This window comes from Rothia sp. HMSC036D11, from assembly GCF_001814205.1.
In the GTDB taxonomy this organism is placed as follows: Bacteria; Actinomycetota; Actinomycetes; order Actinomycetales; family Micrococcaceae; genus Rothia; species Rothia dentocariosa.
Genome location: NZ_KV815300.1, coordinates 10,408 through 25,430, shown reverse-complemented (window position 1 = coordinate 25,430; position 15,023 = coordinate 10,408). Strand labels below are relative to the sequence as shown.

General features: G+C 52.4%; 12 protein-coding genes. 9 read left to right on the top strand and 3 right to left on the bottom strand.

The window, feature by feature from the left end; translation table 11 throughout:
• The first annotated feature begins 170 nt into the window (after positions 1–170).
• Positions 171–3,458: a type I restriction endonuclease subunit R gene (locus tag HMPREF2958_RS05195; RefSeq protein ID WP_070627884.1), complete on the top strand. Its 3,288-nt coding sequence runs from the start codon at positions 171–173 to the stop codon at positions 3,456–3,458.
• A gap of 117 nt (positions 3,459–3,575) precedes the next feature.
• Here HMPREF2958_RS05195 and HMPREF2958_RS05190 read toward each other — a convergent pair whose 3' ends face one another.
• Positions 3,576–4,025, bottom strand: a complete 450-nt coding sequence (locus HMPREF2958_RS05190; RefSeq protein WP_070697120.1) for an NUDIX hydrolase — start codon at positions 4,023–4,025, stop codon at positions 3,576–3,578.
• A 188-nt stretch (positions 4,026–4,213) separates the two neighbouring features.
• On the opposite strand from HMPREF2958_RS05190, the gene ffh reads away from it, so the two are divergent.
• The 7 genes from ffh (at position 4,214) to trmD (ending at position 11,750) form a co-directional block, all read left to right on the top strand.
• Entirely contained in the window at positions 4,214–5,800 is a 1,587-nt protein-coding gene (ffh, locus tag HMPREF2958_RS05185) for a signal recognition particle protein (protein WP_013399233.1), read from the top strand.
• A 406-nt stretch (positions 5,801–6,206) separates the two neighbouring features.
• Entirely contained in the window at positions 6,207–8,618 is a 2,412-nt protein-coding gene (locus tag HMPREF2958_RS05180; protein WP_070697118.1) for a hypothetical protein, read from the top strand.
• A 52-nt stretch (positions 8,619–8,670) separates the two neighbouring features.
• Entirely contained in the window at positions 8,671–9,156 is a 486-nt protein-coding gene (locus HMPREF2958_RS05175; protein WP_070697116.1) for an NUDIX domain-containing protein, read from the top strand.
• Between the two features lie 203 nt (positions 9,157–9,359).
• Complete coding sequence (gene rpsP / locus HMPREF2958_RS05170; protein ID WP_013399230.1) at positions 9,360–9,791, top strand: 30S ribosomal protein S16; 432 nt, start codon at positions 9,360–9,362, stop codon at positions 9,789–9,791.
• 2 nt (positions 9,792–9,793) lie between these two features.
• Positions 9,794–10,036: an RNA-binding protein gene (locus HMPREF2958_RS05165; RefSeq protein WP_004004867.1), complete on the top strand. Its 243-nt coding sequence runs from the start codon at positions 9,794–9,796 to the stop codon at positions 10,034–10,036.
• 190 nt (positions 10,037–10,226) lie between these two features.
• Entirely contained in the window at positions 10,227–10,865 is a 639-nt protein-coding gene (rimM, locus tag HMPREF2958_RS05160; protein ID WP_048755263.1) for a ribosome maturation factor RimM, read from the top strand.
• Positions 10,866–10,868: 3 nt separating this feature from the next.
• Positions 10,869–11,750 (top strand): tRNA (guanosine(37)-N1)-methyltransferase TrmD, encoded by an 882-nt coding sequence (trmD, locus tag HMPREF2958_RS05155; protein ID WP_070697114.1) that lies wholly within the window; start codon positions 10,869–10,871, stop codon positions 11,748–11,750.
• A gap of 53 nt (positions 11,751–11,803) precedes the next feature.
• On the opposite strand, the gene HMPREF2958_RS05150 is transcribed toward trmD, so the two are convergent.
• Together HMPREF2958_RS05150 and HMPREF2958_RS05145 are read right to left on the bottom strand one after the other, a co-directional pair.
• Positions 11,804–12,442 (bottom strand): hypothetical protein, encoded by a 639-nt coding sequence (locus HMPREF2958_RS05150; protein ID WP_070697112.1) that lies wholly within the window; start codon positions 12,440–12,442, stop codon positions 11,804–11,806.
• Between the two features lie 15 nt (positions 12,443–12,457).
• Positions 12,458–12,871 (bottom strand): MmcQ/YjbR family DNA-binding protein, encoded by a 414-nt coding sequence (locus HMPREF2958_RS05145; RefSeq protein ID WP_070697389.1) that lies wholly within the window; start codon positions 12,869–12,871, stop codon positions 12,458–12,460.
• A gap of 180 nt (positions 12,872–13,051) precedes the next feature.
• On the opposite strand from HMPREF2958_RS05145, the gene ettA reads away from it, so the two are divergent.
• Complete coding sequence (gene ettA / locus HMPREF2958_RS05140) at positions 13,052–14,731, top strand: energy-dependent translational throttle protein EttA (RefSeq protein ID WP_013399225.1); 1,680 nt, start codon at positions 13,052–13,054, stop codon at positions 14,729–14,731.
• Positions 14,732–15,023: the final 292 nt, after the last annotated feature.

The window sequence follows — 15,023 nt, the reverse complement described above, 5'->3', positions numbered from 1 at the left end:
AAGCTACAGATGTCGTTCCACCACAAGAGGTCGGTCTCTTCTAGTGTTACCCCCGGGTAACTCAGACGCTACTTGGGTACCAAGGTACAACCTGCCACACTGAGAATATAGGCTCAAACACCGCTTCAGATGCAAGCAATAAACTCAAAACGAAGGGAACCATTAGTAATATGCTTGAAAAAGATTGGGAAATACGCGTTCTTTCAGATCTCCATGATCTGGGCTGGAAAATTACCGACGGTACAGCTATAGCACCCTTCACTGATCCGTCAGAGCGTCGGTCTGCTCAAGAGTCTATCCTGCCCTTCACCATGCCTGAGCATGCTCGTGAAAGTTACCACTCCATCCTGATTCCTGGCGCTCTCAAAGAGGCGATTAGCGTTCTCAACCCGTGGCTACCCCCTGAAAAATTACAGGAGGTATTCACCAAAGTAACCACTGTCCAAAGTAATGACCTCATCTCAGAAAATATGCGAGCCTACCGGTACATGACCGAAGGGGTGAAGATTGAGATGACTGCAGCTGATGGATCGCAACAGACCCATACAGCCCGTATCGTCAGCCGCGATGCGGACGATAATGAATGGTTGGCGGTACAGCAGGTGATTATCAAAGAACGTGAGCGAGAATACCGATTTGACGTAGTGCTTTACTGCAACGGATTACCCGTTGGGATTATCGAACTTAAAAATCCCGGAGCAAGTAACTCAACTATTGAAGATGCCTACCAGCAACTTAATACCTACAGCACCTACTTCCCTCAAGCATTTACCTTCAATATTCTGAACATTATGAGTGATGGGATTACCTCCATGTATGGAACTCCTTTCACACCGTATCAGTACTTAGCGCCCTGGAACTATACACCTAGTGGTACTGAAACCCCTGTTCTCGAAGAAGTTGATGGGCAGACATACACGACATTGGATCGTATGCTCGACTCGCTTGGAAACCCAGATATTCTGCTTGATATGCTCTTCAAATACACTCTTTTTGTGCAGAACGAAGGCAAGGCTGGGCAGAGCCACCTCACGAAGATTATTGCTATGTCTCACCAATACTTCGCGGTTGAGAAAGCACTCACAAACACCATCAACGTGCCCACGGGACGGGGAGAAAAAGGACGTGTGGGCGTTGTATGGCACACTCAGGGTTCCGGTAAGTCATATACCATGCTGTTTTATGCCCGTGCCATCATGGCTCATAAACGCATGCACAACCCCACCATTGTGGTGGTTACTGACCGGACTGACCTTGACGATCAGCTTTATTCCACCTTCCGCAAAGACCAGCTTCTCACTGACCAGCCTCAACGCATTCAAAGCCGGGATGAACTGCGCCTAGAACTTAAAGGTCGCCAAGCAGGAGGGATCTACTTCACCACGTTACAAAAATTTGGTCTAACGGAAAGCGACAAGCAGAAACACCAAGAGTTTCCGTTGCTTTCAGACCGTGAGAACATCGTGCTCATTGTCGATGAGGCGCACCGCTCCCACTACGGCAGCTTAGATGACGGTTATGCTAATAACATTAATCGTGCCCTGCCACACGCTAAATATATTGCCTTCACCGGTACTCCTATCGACAATACTACCGGCTCAACTGTTCATGTATTTGGTGATTATATTCATGTGTATAGCATCGACCGCGCCGTAGCGGAAGGAGCTACAGTACCGCTTTACTACGATTCTCGCTATATTCCTCTAGCCTTACGTGATGGCGAGAGCGAAGAGACTATCACTGCGCTCGCCGAGCAGATCACTGAAGACCTTGATGAAGAGCAACGCCTAGACATAGCTAAAAATGTCGCTCGCTTAAAAGAGCTTCTGATTTCAAAAGATCGCCTTAAACAAGTTGCTCAAGACATCGTGTCTCATTGGGAAACGCGACGTGAAAACATGGAGGAAGAGTTAGGGGTGTATGGAAAAGGTATGATAGTCACGTCATGCCGTGAGCACGCCTCAAAACTGTACGATGCTATCGTAGAGATACGCCCTGATTGGGCGCCGGAGCGTAACGGTGAGGATGTACATACCGGTAAAATTCAGGTTATGTATTCTCGTGGTCCTGCTTCTGAAGGACCTGAAATGGCTCGGTTCGCACGTATCAAAAAACAGTCACGAGAATTGCAAGCACGTATTAGGGACCCCAAGGACCCCCTTGAACTGGTCATAGTAAGCGATATGCTTCTCACCGGTTTTGATGCTCCAGTTATGCATACGCTCTATATGGATAAATCCCAGAGCGGACATAACCTGATGCAGACCATAGCCCGTATTAACCGACGTTTTCAAGGGAAAAGCGCAGGCCTCATCGTGAGCTACTTACCGCTTCAAAAGAATCTCTCTGAAGCATTGGAACGGTATGCTGACGATGAACGTAATCCGGTTGAAAACGCTGCCGACGAAAGCTTGCGTATTAAATCTTTCCAGTTGCTTGATATTCTCGACCAGCTGCGGAACCTATTAGGACAGCGAAACTGGATAGAGCAAGTGCACCAGAATGTCAACGGGGCACGACGTTTAAACGTGGTGTTGGGCGTATGTAACAGTATTTTAGAGTTTCGTAGGAACGAACAGAGCAACCCCGATATGCCGGATGACCAGCGCCGTTATGCTCGAATTATGGCGCGACTGATCACCATGGAGCGTACCTACCGGCATATCAAGCAAGCTACTGAAAACGAGTATGTTAAGCGTGTGCTTGAGCGAACTGACGAAATTGAATTTTTACGAGCAGTCTTGAACAGCATTAAAGCAGTCCTGGGCGAAGAACGTATTAAAGGGCGTACTCAAACTCCTGAAAATGCTATGCATGAGCTGCGCTTACTGGCAGAGAGCATGCTCGAAAGCCGAGACACTATTTTGGTGACGTTGGCAGATGGCAACGAACACATCAATATTCGAGAGCTCAACGAAGAAAACTTGAAAAGGATCGCCAAAACTTCTACACCAACTCTCGCAGTAGAAACCGCCGAGCGGGCTATGATGCAGCGTATTCAGGACGTTGCCGGGAAAAACCGTACTCGGCAGGAATACTTCGGTGACAAGCTCAAACAAGTAGTTGAACGCTATAACCGCGGAGTCACAACTCTGGCGGAAACTATGACCGCTTTGGCTCATTTTGAAAAGGAGCTTCGGGCCGATATAGCTCGTGGAGAAGCGCTCGGTTTCACTGAAGCAGAAACGGCTCTCTTTGACGCGCTCAAGGCAAGTGCATCTCCTGAGGAAATCTTAGATGATGATGTCCTGGGGAAAATCACTAGGGATATTTCTGCTGTGATTCAGAAGCTACCCAAGCGTTGGCTGGAGAGCGGACAGGAGCGTGCAGCATTCCGGGTTAAACTCAAGCGTATCTTCAATAAATATAAGTATCCGCCAAAAGCACAGGAAAAAGCCCGTATACGCATTATGCGTGAGGCTGAAGACTTAGCGCAGGATGCGTTGCTTGGTGGCTGAGTATTTCAAGTACACAGTATCCTTCGAGTCTTAAGAAGCGGGAGTGTTTTCTTCATCTTAAATTGTTACCAGATGAAGAAAACACTCCCGGTTTGTGCATTCACTCGCCAGAACACTCTATTCGTAGGTTGCCAGGTGCTTGAGTTTTCCGTTCCACTGCGGCAGTTCGTGCACGAGAAACTCTGGTTTGAGCGGATAATCCGCCAGGGAATCGAGCGGCAGCCAGACACAGGGGTAGCGATGCTCCTCTTCACAGGTGGTTATCGGAACCGCTTCAGAATCAACCTCCACGAGGTAGTGAAATTCAATGCGGTGATTCGGTAAACCGTGCACTGTGAAAAGGTGCTCTCCTACGAACGCAAGCTGCCGAACCGTGCAGTCGATGCCTAGTTCTTCGCGTACTTCGCGACGCACCGCATCCGCGCTGTGCTCACCAACCTGCACAGCGCCGCCGGGCACAAAATATTTGCCGTCGTGACTGTAGGCCAAGAGCTTACCGGCGTGTACGATTAGTGCCGAAGCTCGCACACCGTACTGATATCTTGCAGTTGCCGTTCGAAAATCCATACCTTTATTATCTAACTGCGTATTGTATACAGTTTCGCCAAACGCTCATCGGAGGGTGTCATCGACAGCAGATCTTGGCACATCCTGTATCCTTGGAGATTGAGTAAGCATCTTAAAAATGGGCGACCATCTTGGTTTCAAGCTGGGTGCAGTCCGTTTCCTCGACGATAAGAAAGTGATCACGGCTCGTGTTCAATTCTCTCTCTGACCGTTTGACGGCAACCTTTAAAAACCTGCGTGGCAAGGGCCGCCTCTCTGAGGCAGACATTGACGCAACCGTCCGCGAAATTCGCCGCGCCCTGCTGGATGCGGACGTCGCCGTGCCTGTTGTCCGTGAATTCGCTGCACATATTAAAGAGCGTGCCCTCGGCGCTGAGGTCTCAGAGGCACTCAACCCTTCACAACAGATCGTCAAGATTGTTAACGAAGAGCTTATTACTATTCTGGGCGGGCAGACTCGCCGTATTAATATGGCGAAGACCGGTCCTACCATTATTATGCTGGCTGGTCTGCAGGGTGCCGGTAAAACCACGCTGGCGGGTAAACTCGCGAAGTGGCTCAAGGGGCAGGGGCATACCCCCATCCTGGTGGCATCTGATTTGCAGCGCCCAAACGCGGTAACCCAGCTGAAGGTTGTGGGTGAGCGTGCGGGCGTACCCGTTTTCGCGCCTCACCCGGGTGTGACCAGTGAATTTGATACCCCTACTGGCGATCCTGTGCAGGTTGCACGAGATGGCGTTGCTGAAGCGCGTGCGAAGCTCCATGACGTGGTGATCGTTGATACTGCAGGCCGTTTGGGTGTGGATGCTGAACTCATGCAGCAGGCGCGTAATATCCGCGATGCTATTGAGCCTCAAGAAGTCCTCTTCGTAATCGATGCGATGATCGGTCAGGACGCCGTGAATACCGCAAATGCCTTCAACGAGGGTGTGGACTTTACCGGCGTAGTGCTCTCCAAACTCGACGGCGATGCTCGCGGTGGTGCGGCTCTTTCCGTTGCTTCGGTTACCGGCAAACCGATTATGTTCGCATCCACGGGTGAGAACGTGGATGACTTCGAGCAGTTCCACCCCGACCGTATGGCCAGCCGCATTCTGGATATGGGCGATGTGCTCACTCTGATCGAGCAGGCAGAGGCCACGTGGGATAAGGCAGAAGCCGACCGCATGGCCAAGAAATTCATTGATCAGGAAGATTTCACCTTTGATGATTTCTTGGCGCAGATGCAGCAGATTCGCAAGCTGGGTTCCATGAAGAAACTTCTCATGATGATGCCCGGTGCCGCCCAGATGCGCCAGCAGCTAGAGTCTTTTGATGAACGCGAAATTGACCGCGTCGAAGCTATTGTACGTTCGATGACCCCGCATGAACGTGTGGCACCGAAGATCATTAACGGTTCACGCCGTGCGCGTATCGCGAAAGGTTCGGGCGTGACTGTTTCTGAGGTGAATCAGCTCATGGAGCGTTTTGCTCAGGCACAGAAGATGATGAAGAAGCTTGCCACCGGCAAGATGTCTGGTATGCCCGGCGGCATGCAGATGCCCGGTATGGCCGCGGCTGGCGGAAGTAACCGTAAAAAGAATAAGAAAAATAATAACAAGAAGAAGGCGGGTCGCTCAGGCAACCCCATGAAGCGTAAGCAGCAAGAGGCAGAGGCACTTGCCGCTCAGAAGGCACGCCAGGGTGCGGCTTTCGGGCAGCAGGCGCAGCAGCAAGAAGATCTTGATCTTTCGAAGATGAATCTGCCGAAGGGCTTTGAGAAGTTCCTACAGTAGAGGGACTGTGAAATGGTGTTCGCGGTGTTCTGGCGGCTTTATGAAGGAGTCGTCAAACATCGTGAACGTTGTTTGACAAGAATTTACCGGTGTATGAAGACGACTCACTCCGTATTCACACATCATGAAGACATACGCGTTACTCTGGTATAGAGGATTCGATAATACCGCGCCTATGACACACACCATCAGGTCACGTGCTGCAGGCTGAAAACCTGCATGAGAAAACGGATCCGATTGATAGGCGTGGAATGCAGATCTCTACAGTGTGCATCCGATGATTCGTAACGCCGTTTCTCACCGGCGATGCCCTAAATGTGAACTGCGCCTACTAATTAGCAGAAGGCTTTACGGTGTTAGTAGCGGGGCAGATGAGGCAAACGGCAGAACGCTATTAAGGGGAAGAATGCAGAACAACGAGCAACATCACCGAGACTCGGCGCAGGGCGGCGCTGAACAGAACGGTCGTGAGCGCCATGAAACTGCCAACCCTTGGACTTACACCAAGCCGGAGGCATCTGCCAGTCAAAATGGCACTGTCCCGGATTATTTATGGGTTCGCCTGTCTTTAGAGTATGGTGAAAACACCCCCGACATCGCCGGTTCTAAAGTGGTCTATTCTAGTGACTCTAGTGATGATACTGGTCCTGAAACTGCGGATGTTGCGAGCGCTATTATTGACCTGATCCGGCGGGCGAAACAACTTCATGAGGAGAAAGAACACCGCATTGATCCGCGTGAAGTAGATGATGTTGCTGCCTCACTAGCCCATGATGATCTGACGGTCGAAGAACTTAACCAGATGTGGCAGGATACTCCGGCTCCCCAAGACCCGGATAGCTCCGAGGAAGACGGAGAACATTATTCGGCTCCTCGGCATGACCATGCGGGTTCTCCCGAAGAGATCTTTGATGTGACTTTTTCTGATGTTGAGGATGAGAACCTGCACCGTCGCCGCATGTTGGCGCGCGCCGCCAGCGATCATGATGTAATTCAGGCTCTTATAGAGCTGACTCGGGAACGGCCCGAACTTATTGCCTATGAGATGGGTGAGCGTGAGGTTCAGATATATGTTTTGTGTTCGCTTAATCCCGCAGGTTATCTGAACGTTTTGCATGTGGCACACGGACAGATTCGCAAGGGTGAGCCCTTGGAAGAATACGTTGAGTGGCTTCTTGAACGCATGCCAGTAACCGGTATTGCTCTTGAAGAAGAACCCGGGATGTGGGTACCGGTACCGCATGATGTTTACCAGATCGAATTTTTAGTTGATGGCGATGCCGCGGCGCTTCTAGATATTAACCTGGATGCACTCACCAGCATGCTCCTCACCCAGCCGGAACGCCAGATTGTCGCAGCCCCGGCAGGAACATGGACGATTATTAGCGGCGATCCGCATGACATTTTGGCTGTTATCGCCGAAGCAAAGTGTCATGCCTTGATTGCGGAGGGGAATGCGCATCAACAGCATCTCATCTTTATGGAGGCCCCTCAAGAGCTAGAGCAGAACGAGAACGCACCTGCCTGGATGTTGGGCGAGCCGGAGGAGAAGGACTCGACCATTCTGGAGTTCTTCTGGCAGTCTGTTCCGAAGACTCTCACACGAACTATGACTCGTGAACATTGCGATTCTTATGAGGGCTCTTTAGAAGATATTCTGACGAGTCTGCCAGGTTTGCCGCCTGAACCTTTTGGTCTGGACCAAGACGAGCTTACTCGCTCTATTGTTGAGCTTTCCCTGCTTTTCGGTGTTCCTTCTGGAACTTCTGCGGGAAGGCGCCTTGAAAGCTATCTGCGAGATACGAAGAACACTCTTGCTCTCGAATCGGTGCTTCAGCTACTGCACGTTCCCGTTGAGCTGGCAGCGGTACCGACGGAAGGGCTTGAGATCGGTGCTATTGGAACCGCTCGTGTATTTGGCGAAGACCCTGCTGAATTGCTGGCGGCACCTCATGACGAAAGTTCGTCTCAAGCAGACATGGATCCGGCACAGAGTGACGATAACTCACTGTCTGCGCATTACCAGTCCGATAAACTTCCCGATATAGAGGCTTTAAAACGTAGCTATCGTCTGGTAGCTACAAACCGCCGTGTGACTCTTGCGGAGTGGCTTGCTGCGTCTCAAAGCGGCGAGATTCCTTACGAATATACTCATGTGGGTACCACCAAACAACGTGATAATCAGCAGAAAGAGTCTTTGATGAAAAAGCCTTCCTCAAGTCCGCGTGTGGATGCGTATAGTCCTAGCGGTGCATCAGGCAAAGCGGTCGTTGAGACGAACTCTTCAACGCATACAGTTCAGCCCGCACACTCGGAATCGCCTGGTGAGACTTCTGCTGGAAAAGATCCCAAAAATCGTTTGCTTACCCGTGTTTTTCGGGTGGACGGTACCGCGCAGTTGGGGCTGGCAACCGTGTTTTGGACTGTTGCGCGTCGCAAAAAAGCGCAGGGTAAGAACGCCCCAATTTTGACAGCTCTGAGCACTGTTCTCGCAGCTGGCGGCACGAGTGAGATTCTCTTAGCGCCTCGTCTCGCTCGGCTTGCTGGCGAGAAACTTGATGAGCATCGCAGTAAAGAAGCTTCAGACGCTCCCGTAAACGCGGAGCTCGTGCGCCAGGGCGATAACCCGCAGGGCGCATCGTCGGAGGGGTTGCACCGACGAACCTTGGTTGATGACCTGCGTGACGGCATCTATGTGGAAGCTCCGCGTAAGTCCCGCAAAGCCTGCTCGCAGGCCGCGAGTTCCACGTCAGATACTTCGTCCGCCACAGAGCTGGGGGAGAGGGTACGTCGTACCGTCCGTAAGTTCTTCTCTTAAAACCTTCAACGCTTGCAAGAACCATGCTTAAGTACAGACGAAAGCGGAATCTATGAAAGATACATATTTAAGCCATGAGGAACTGGTAGCTTTTATTGCAACACTTCCAACACGTCGACTTGCCGCCGGAGCGCTTATTCGCAATGAAGAAGGCGAACTACTTGTGGTGAAGCCGAACTACAAGGACGGCTGGATTCTTCCGGGCGGAACCGTCGAGTCGGGCGAGGCACCGAAAACGGGATGTTTCCGTGAGGTTCAGGAGGAGCTGGGGCTTACCCTGACTCCGGGTCGTTTGGTGGCTATTTTCCATGGGCTCGCATTAGGTGTATGGGGCGACTCCACATATTACATGTACGATGCGGGCGTTATTCCCCGCGACACCCCCATTACTTTGCAGAATGATGAACTGGTGACCTATGAGTGGGTGGCCGGTGAAAACTTGGGCGATTACGTGCGCCCGGCGATGGTGAGGCGGCTGCAAGAAGCCTTGAAAGCCCTAGAAACCGGCGAAGTTCTTGAGATAAGCTCCGACGATTAACGCTATAACAGCGACATATGCCCGAAAACGCGGGGATCCGCTAGATTTAAATCGCCCTATTTGTTACCCTATCTGAGTACCCGACATTGCGTGACCCCTCTCTTCGCGCTTTGTTGTGTCCATAGAGACTTCGTGAACGGCCCGCCCCACGGGCGCTGAAGCGCGGTTTCGCACCAAGTATTGAAACAGGAGTAACCACTACAGTGGCTGTTAAAATTCGTCTCAAGCGTATGGGTAAGATCCGCGATCCTCGCTACCGTATTGTGATTGCGGATTCTCGCGTGAAGCGTGATGGTAAGACTATCGAAGAGATCGGTATCTACCACCCGACCGAGCAGCCCTCGCGTATCGAGATTAACTCTGAGCGTGCTCAGTACTGGCTGTCTGTTGGCGCACAGCCGACCGAACAGGTTTTGGCTCTGCTGAAGCTCTCAGGTGACTGGGCAACTTTCAAGGGCGAGAAGGCTGAGAACAGCATCAAGCCCGTTGAGCCTAAGGCTGAATTCGTCGTTCCCCAGAAGGGCTCCGTTATTCTTCCTGAGGCTATCACCCCCAAGGCCGATAAGGCTGAGGAAGCAACCGAGGAAGCTCCTGCTGAAGCTGAAGCAGAGGCTGCCGAGGAAGCAGCTGAGTAATTATGTTGGCTGATGCACTCGAGCACTTGGTTCGAGGGATTGTCGAGCATCCGGACGATGTGAAAGTGCGTTTGCGCCAGCAGCGCCATCGCGAGACGCTGGAGGTTCGGGTACATCCCGATGATTTGGGTCGAGTGATTGGTCGTTCGGGCCGAACCGCTAAGAGCATTCGCACCGTGATGGATGCGATTTCTGAGGGCGATCAGGTTCGGATCGATATTATCGACACCGACAGAAAACGTTAGCTGATATAGCATCAAGAGCGTTCCACCACCGAAAAGGTGTTGGAACGTTCTGCTTTAACCGTGAGAATTTTCATCAGGTAATTGCACAGCAGACAGGTACCTCCAAAGCTTGTGAGAGTCTGCGCTTTTTCGGACCTGCCGGTAGAATATTAGGTGTCTACAAGCCCCAGTTTTCCCAGAGGTTTACAACATGCAGGTTTTGGTTGCGCGCATCGGCAAACCGCACGGTATTCGTGGTGAAGTTACGGTTCAACTCTTCACAGATATCCCCGAGGAGCGCTTTGCCCCCGGAGAAGTTCTCGACTTGGAAAACTTTACCCCGAAGAGCCCTGTGGCTACTGTTGCACCAACGGGCAGGCTTAAAGTAGCGGGGCATCGTTGGAATAAGAAGATTCTGGTGGTGCGTTTTGAGGAAGTCACTACCCGCAACCAAGCGGAAGAGCTGCGGGGCAGCCGCTTGATGTTTGAGGTTCCCGAGGACGAAGATGATGAAGGCTTCTACGAACAGGAACTCGTGAACCTGCCCGTATATCTTCTGATGAAGGTTCCTGAGGGGGAGAACCCCGTCAATAATCCTAAAGCGGGGAAGCCTCTGGGGAAGGTTACCGGTCTGCAGACCATGCCCGCGCAGGATATACTGCTCGTTAAACTTACTGCCGAGCACGGCGGTGACGAGATTATGATTCCCTTCGTCGAAGAGATCGTTCCTGAAGTTGTGACCACCGCTGAGGGCGAACCCGGTTTCGTGCTTCTGACCCCGCCACCCGGTCTTATCAACGTGGCTGAAGCAGAATCTGCCGCATCGAACTCAGAAAATACGGGGGAGTAGCCCGTGCGCTACGACGTTATCACTATTTTTCCCGAGTACTTGACACCGTTAGACCTCTCGCTGGTAGGGAAAGCCCGCGAAAACGGTTTGGTCGATCTGCGTGTGCATAATCTGCGTGACTATACCTTCGACCGTCACCACACGGTTGATGATACTCCCTACGGCGGCGGTGCTGGTATGGTCATGAAACCGGAACCTTGGGGGCTTGCGCTTGATGAAGTGCTTGCGAATTCACCGCAGCGGGCGGAGGAGGAGCACCATGAAAATAATCGCGATGAGCCGGAAGAACAGCGAGAAAGAGTAGAGGAAAATTCGAGTCCTCAGAAACTCGTGCCTGCGCAGGATAATCGTCCTCTCCTGATTGTTCCTTCCCCGGCGGGCGCGGTTTTTAACCAGCAAATGGCTTATGAACTCGCTGAGGAACAGCATATTGCGTTTGCTCCCGCGCGTTATGAAGGTATTGATGAACGGGTACTCGACTGGGCACAAACCCGCTTCCGCGTGTTTCCCGTTTCGATGGGGGACTATGTGCTCTACGGTGGAGAAGTTGCGGTGATGGCGATGATAGAGGCTATTACTCGGCTAATTCCCGGGGCATTGGGAAACCCAGAATCTCTTGCAGAAGAGTCGCACACCGGCGGGCTTTTGGAGTACCCGGTGTACACGAAACCGGCGCAGTGGCGCGACTACGAGGTTCCGCCTATCCTGCTGTCGGGCAATCACGGTGCTATTGCCAGGTGGCGGCGTGAGCAGCAGATTGAACGTACCATGAGTCGCCGCCCCGACCTTTTTGCAGCGTACCCTGAAGAAAATTGGGATAAGAAAGACCGGCGTTTTCTTGCCGAGCGCGGTGTGCATTTCCCCAAATCTCGTCAAGCAGACTAAACCGGAAGACTCCTAATACGCAGCACCGTTGCATGCGTTGAAGCCCCTTACAGTTATGGGCTAAAACGTTCAAAGTCGAGAATATCGTATACAACGGCGCGCCCCTGAACCCAATAAATCTTACTCGGAGCACCCGGATCCTCCGCAGGCTTATACCTACTGCCCAAGGCACGGGAGAGCGAGCCGCGCATCGAGAATGATAACGGGCGGTGAGTACTCGTATGCTCATAGCGGGCAAGATCTAGAGGTTCAGGGTCAGTAAATTCCTCTACCTGAGCGAGAGCAAGCATCCGGTCCTCTAAACTACCGTGACGTTCCGCCGAAAAACCGGCATCCAACCAACTATCACGCAACTCGGAAGGCATCAGCTGAGGAACATCATCACGCCTCTCAAAACCGTGCGATTCGGGCGCCGGAATAACCGGCAGATCAGGCTCACGATAGATCATCAAAATTTCCAGCTCACCGCCTAGCTTACGGGCACATAGAATTTCCTGGCGAATGTGCCGAACCGTTTTCTCAGGGCATGAAAAACCCCACGGAACCGCAGGAATACCGAGAGCATGCGCCCTCTGAAACCTATCATAGGCGCGCAAGACCACCCCGCCGGTACGTCCATGCGCCATGTATGCATAATTGTAATCAGCAGAAAGCTTCAGAAAAAGAACGGGATCGCTGGCAGGAATATACATGTGAGCCTGCAGTATCTAATGTTTTTCGGGAACCGGGCGCTCGCGGAATTCGATAGGGCGCTTTGCCTTGGGCAGGGCGTACATAATACGCAGGTAAGCATCTTCGATGAGCTCTTCAAGAAGCTGGCGCGTAACACCCTTGCCTGCGCCGACCGAAATCCAATGCCGTTTATTCATATGCCACCCTGGAATAATGCTTGGGTACATGCGCTGCAGAACCTCGGATTCTTCGGGGTCGGTCTTCAGATTCACGATCGGGTAGCCGATACCGTCTGTGTACATAGCAAAAATTTTGCCGCTAATGCGGTACACCGTGTTGCGCGGACCGAAAGGCTGATCGGAGGTAGCCAACGGCATAGTAAGCGCAATCTGATCGACAACCTTATGGAGGTCTTCGGCGGTTATCTCGCGAGAATTTGGTGTACCCATACCTTCGAGTCTAACGGCTGTTACATCGTAGTGAAAGGACTCAAGGTTAGAGAAAACCAAAACCAAACCGCCGGGGCGGTTCACATCTGTAGAACGTCGAAAACCCAGAAGGAATATACCCGTAAAATCTGCGGCGAAAACCGCGTGCGCATCCAAAGAATCACGGTAGAATAGAACACTATGGCTGAATTTATTTACACGATGACCAAAGCCCGCAAAACTGTGGGCGATAAGGTCATTCTTAACGACGTTTCCATGTCGTTCTTCCCGGGCGCCAAGATTGGTATGGTTGGTCCCAACGGCGCCGGTAAGTCGACCATCCTGAAAATCATGGCTGGCTTGGATCAGCCCTCAAACGGCGAGGCACGCCTCTCGCCCGAATACAGCGTAGGTATTCTGCTTCAGGAGCCGCCGCTGAACGAAGAGAAAACCGTGCTCGGCAACGTCGAAGAAGGCGTGGGCGAGATCAAGGCGAAGCTGGACCGTTTCAACGAAATTTCCGCGCTCATGGCTGAACCTGACGCCGATTTTGATGCCCTCATGGAAGAAATGGGTAAGCTGCAGGAAGCTATCGACGCCGCAAACGCCTGGGATCTAGACTCCCAGCTGGAACAAGCTATGGAGGCACTGCGCTGCCCGCCCGCCGACGCCCCCGTCACCCACCTCTCCGGCGGTGAGCGCCGCCGCGTGGCACTGTGCAAGCTCCTGCTGCAGAAACCAGACCTGCTTCTACTCGACGAGCCCACCAACCACCTAGACGCAGAATCGGTGCTGTGGCTTGAGCAGCATCTGCAGTCCTACGAAGGCGCGGTCATTGCGATTACTCACGACCGCTACTTCCTAGACCACGTTGCCGAATGGATCGCCGAGGTTGACCGCGGCAACCTCTACCCTTACGAAGGCAACTACTCCACCTACCTTGAGAAGAAGCGTGCCCGCCTTGAAGTTCAGGGCAAGAAGGACGCGAAACTCGCCAAACGCCTGAACGAAGAACTAGAGTGGGTACGCTCAAACTCGAAGGGTCGTCAGGCGAAGTCGAAAGCACGTTTGGCACGTTACGAAGAGATGGCGGCCGAAGCTGAGAAGACCCGCAAACTCGACTTTGAAGAGATTCAAATTCCGCCTGGACCACGCCTGGGCAACCTGGTGATTGAGGCCGAGAACCTGCAGAAGGGATTCGACGGGCGCTCGCTCATTAACGGTCTGTCGTTCTCGCTGCCGCGTAACGGCATTGTGGGCGTGATTGGCCCGAACGGTGTGGGTAAATCGACCCTGTTCAAGACCATCGTAGGTTTGGAAGAACTCGACGGCGGCTCGCTCAAGGTCGGCGAAACCGTGAAGATTTCCTATGTTGACCAGAACCGCTCCAACATTGATCCCGAAAAGAGCCTGTGGGAGGTTGTCTCGGACGGTCTGGACTATATTCAGGTTGGCAATGTTGAGATGCCTTCGCGCGCCTATGTTTCGGCGTTCGGGTTCAAGGGACCTGACCAGCAGAAGAAAGCGGGTGTACTCTCCGGCGGTGAGCGTAACCGCCTGAATCTGGCTCTAACCCTCAAACAGGGCGGAAACCTGCTGCTGCTGGACGAGCCCACCAACGACCTTGATGTGGAAACCCTAGCGTCGCTTGAGAACGCACTGCTGGAATTCCCCGGATGCGCCGTCGTCGTCTCCCACGACCGTTGGTTCCTCGACCGAGTGGCAACCCACATCCTCGCATGGGAAGGCACCGAAGAAAATCCGGATCAGTGGTACTGGTTCGAGGGTAACTTCGAGTCTTACGAGAAAAACAAGATCGAACGTCTGGGACCGGAAGCTGCGAAGCCGCACCGCGTGGTGCACCGCAAGCTTACTCGCTAAGTTAAGAAAGATAAATGCCCCGCTTGTCCGCTATTTCTGCCGGATGTGCGGGGTATTTTATTTTGGATTGTTTCGAGGAACGCGAGCACCTTGTACTTACCGAAAATCCTGGGTTTCGCTCGCGTGAGTGAAACACCTTGTCAGAGTCGTTTTGTGTCTGAACGATTGCCTCCGATAGACTGAATAATACGAGCGGTTGTCCCTACGCTCGCGAAAGTACCTGAGAGACCAGGAATTTACTGGATATTTTTTAGGTGCTGTCTCACCCATGAAAATGGGTGACTTTCATTGA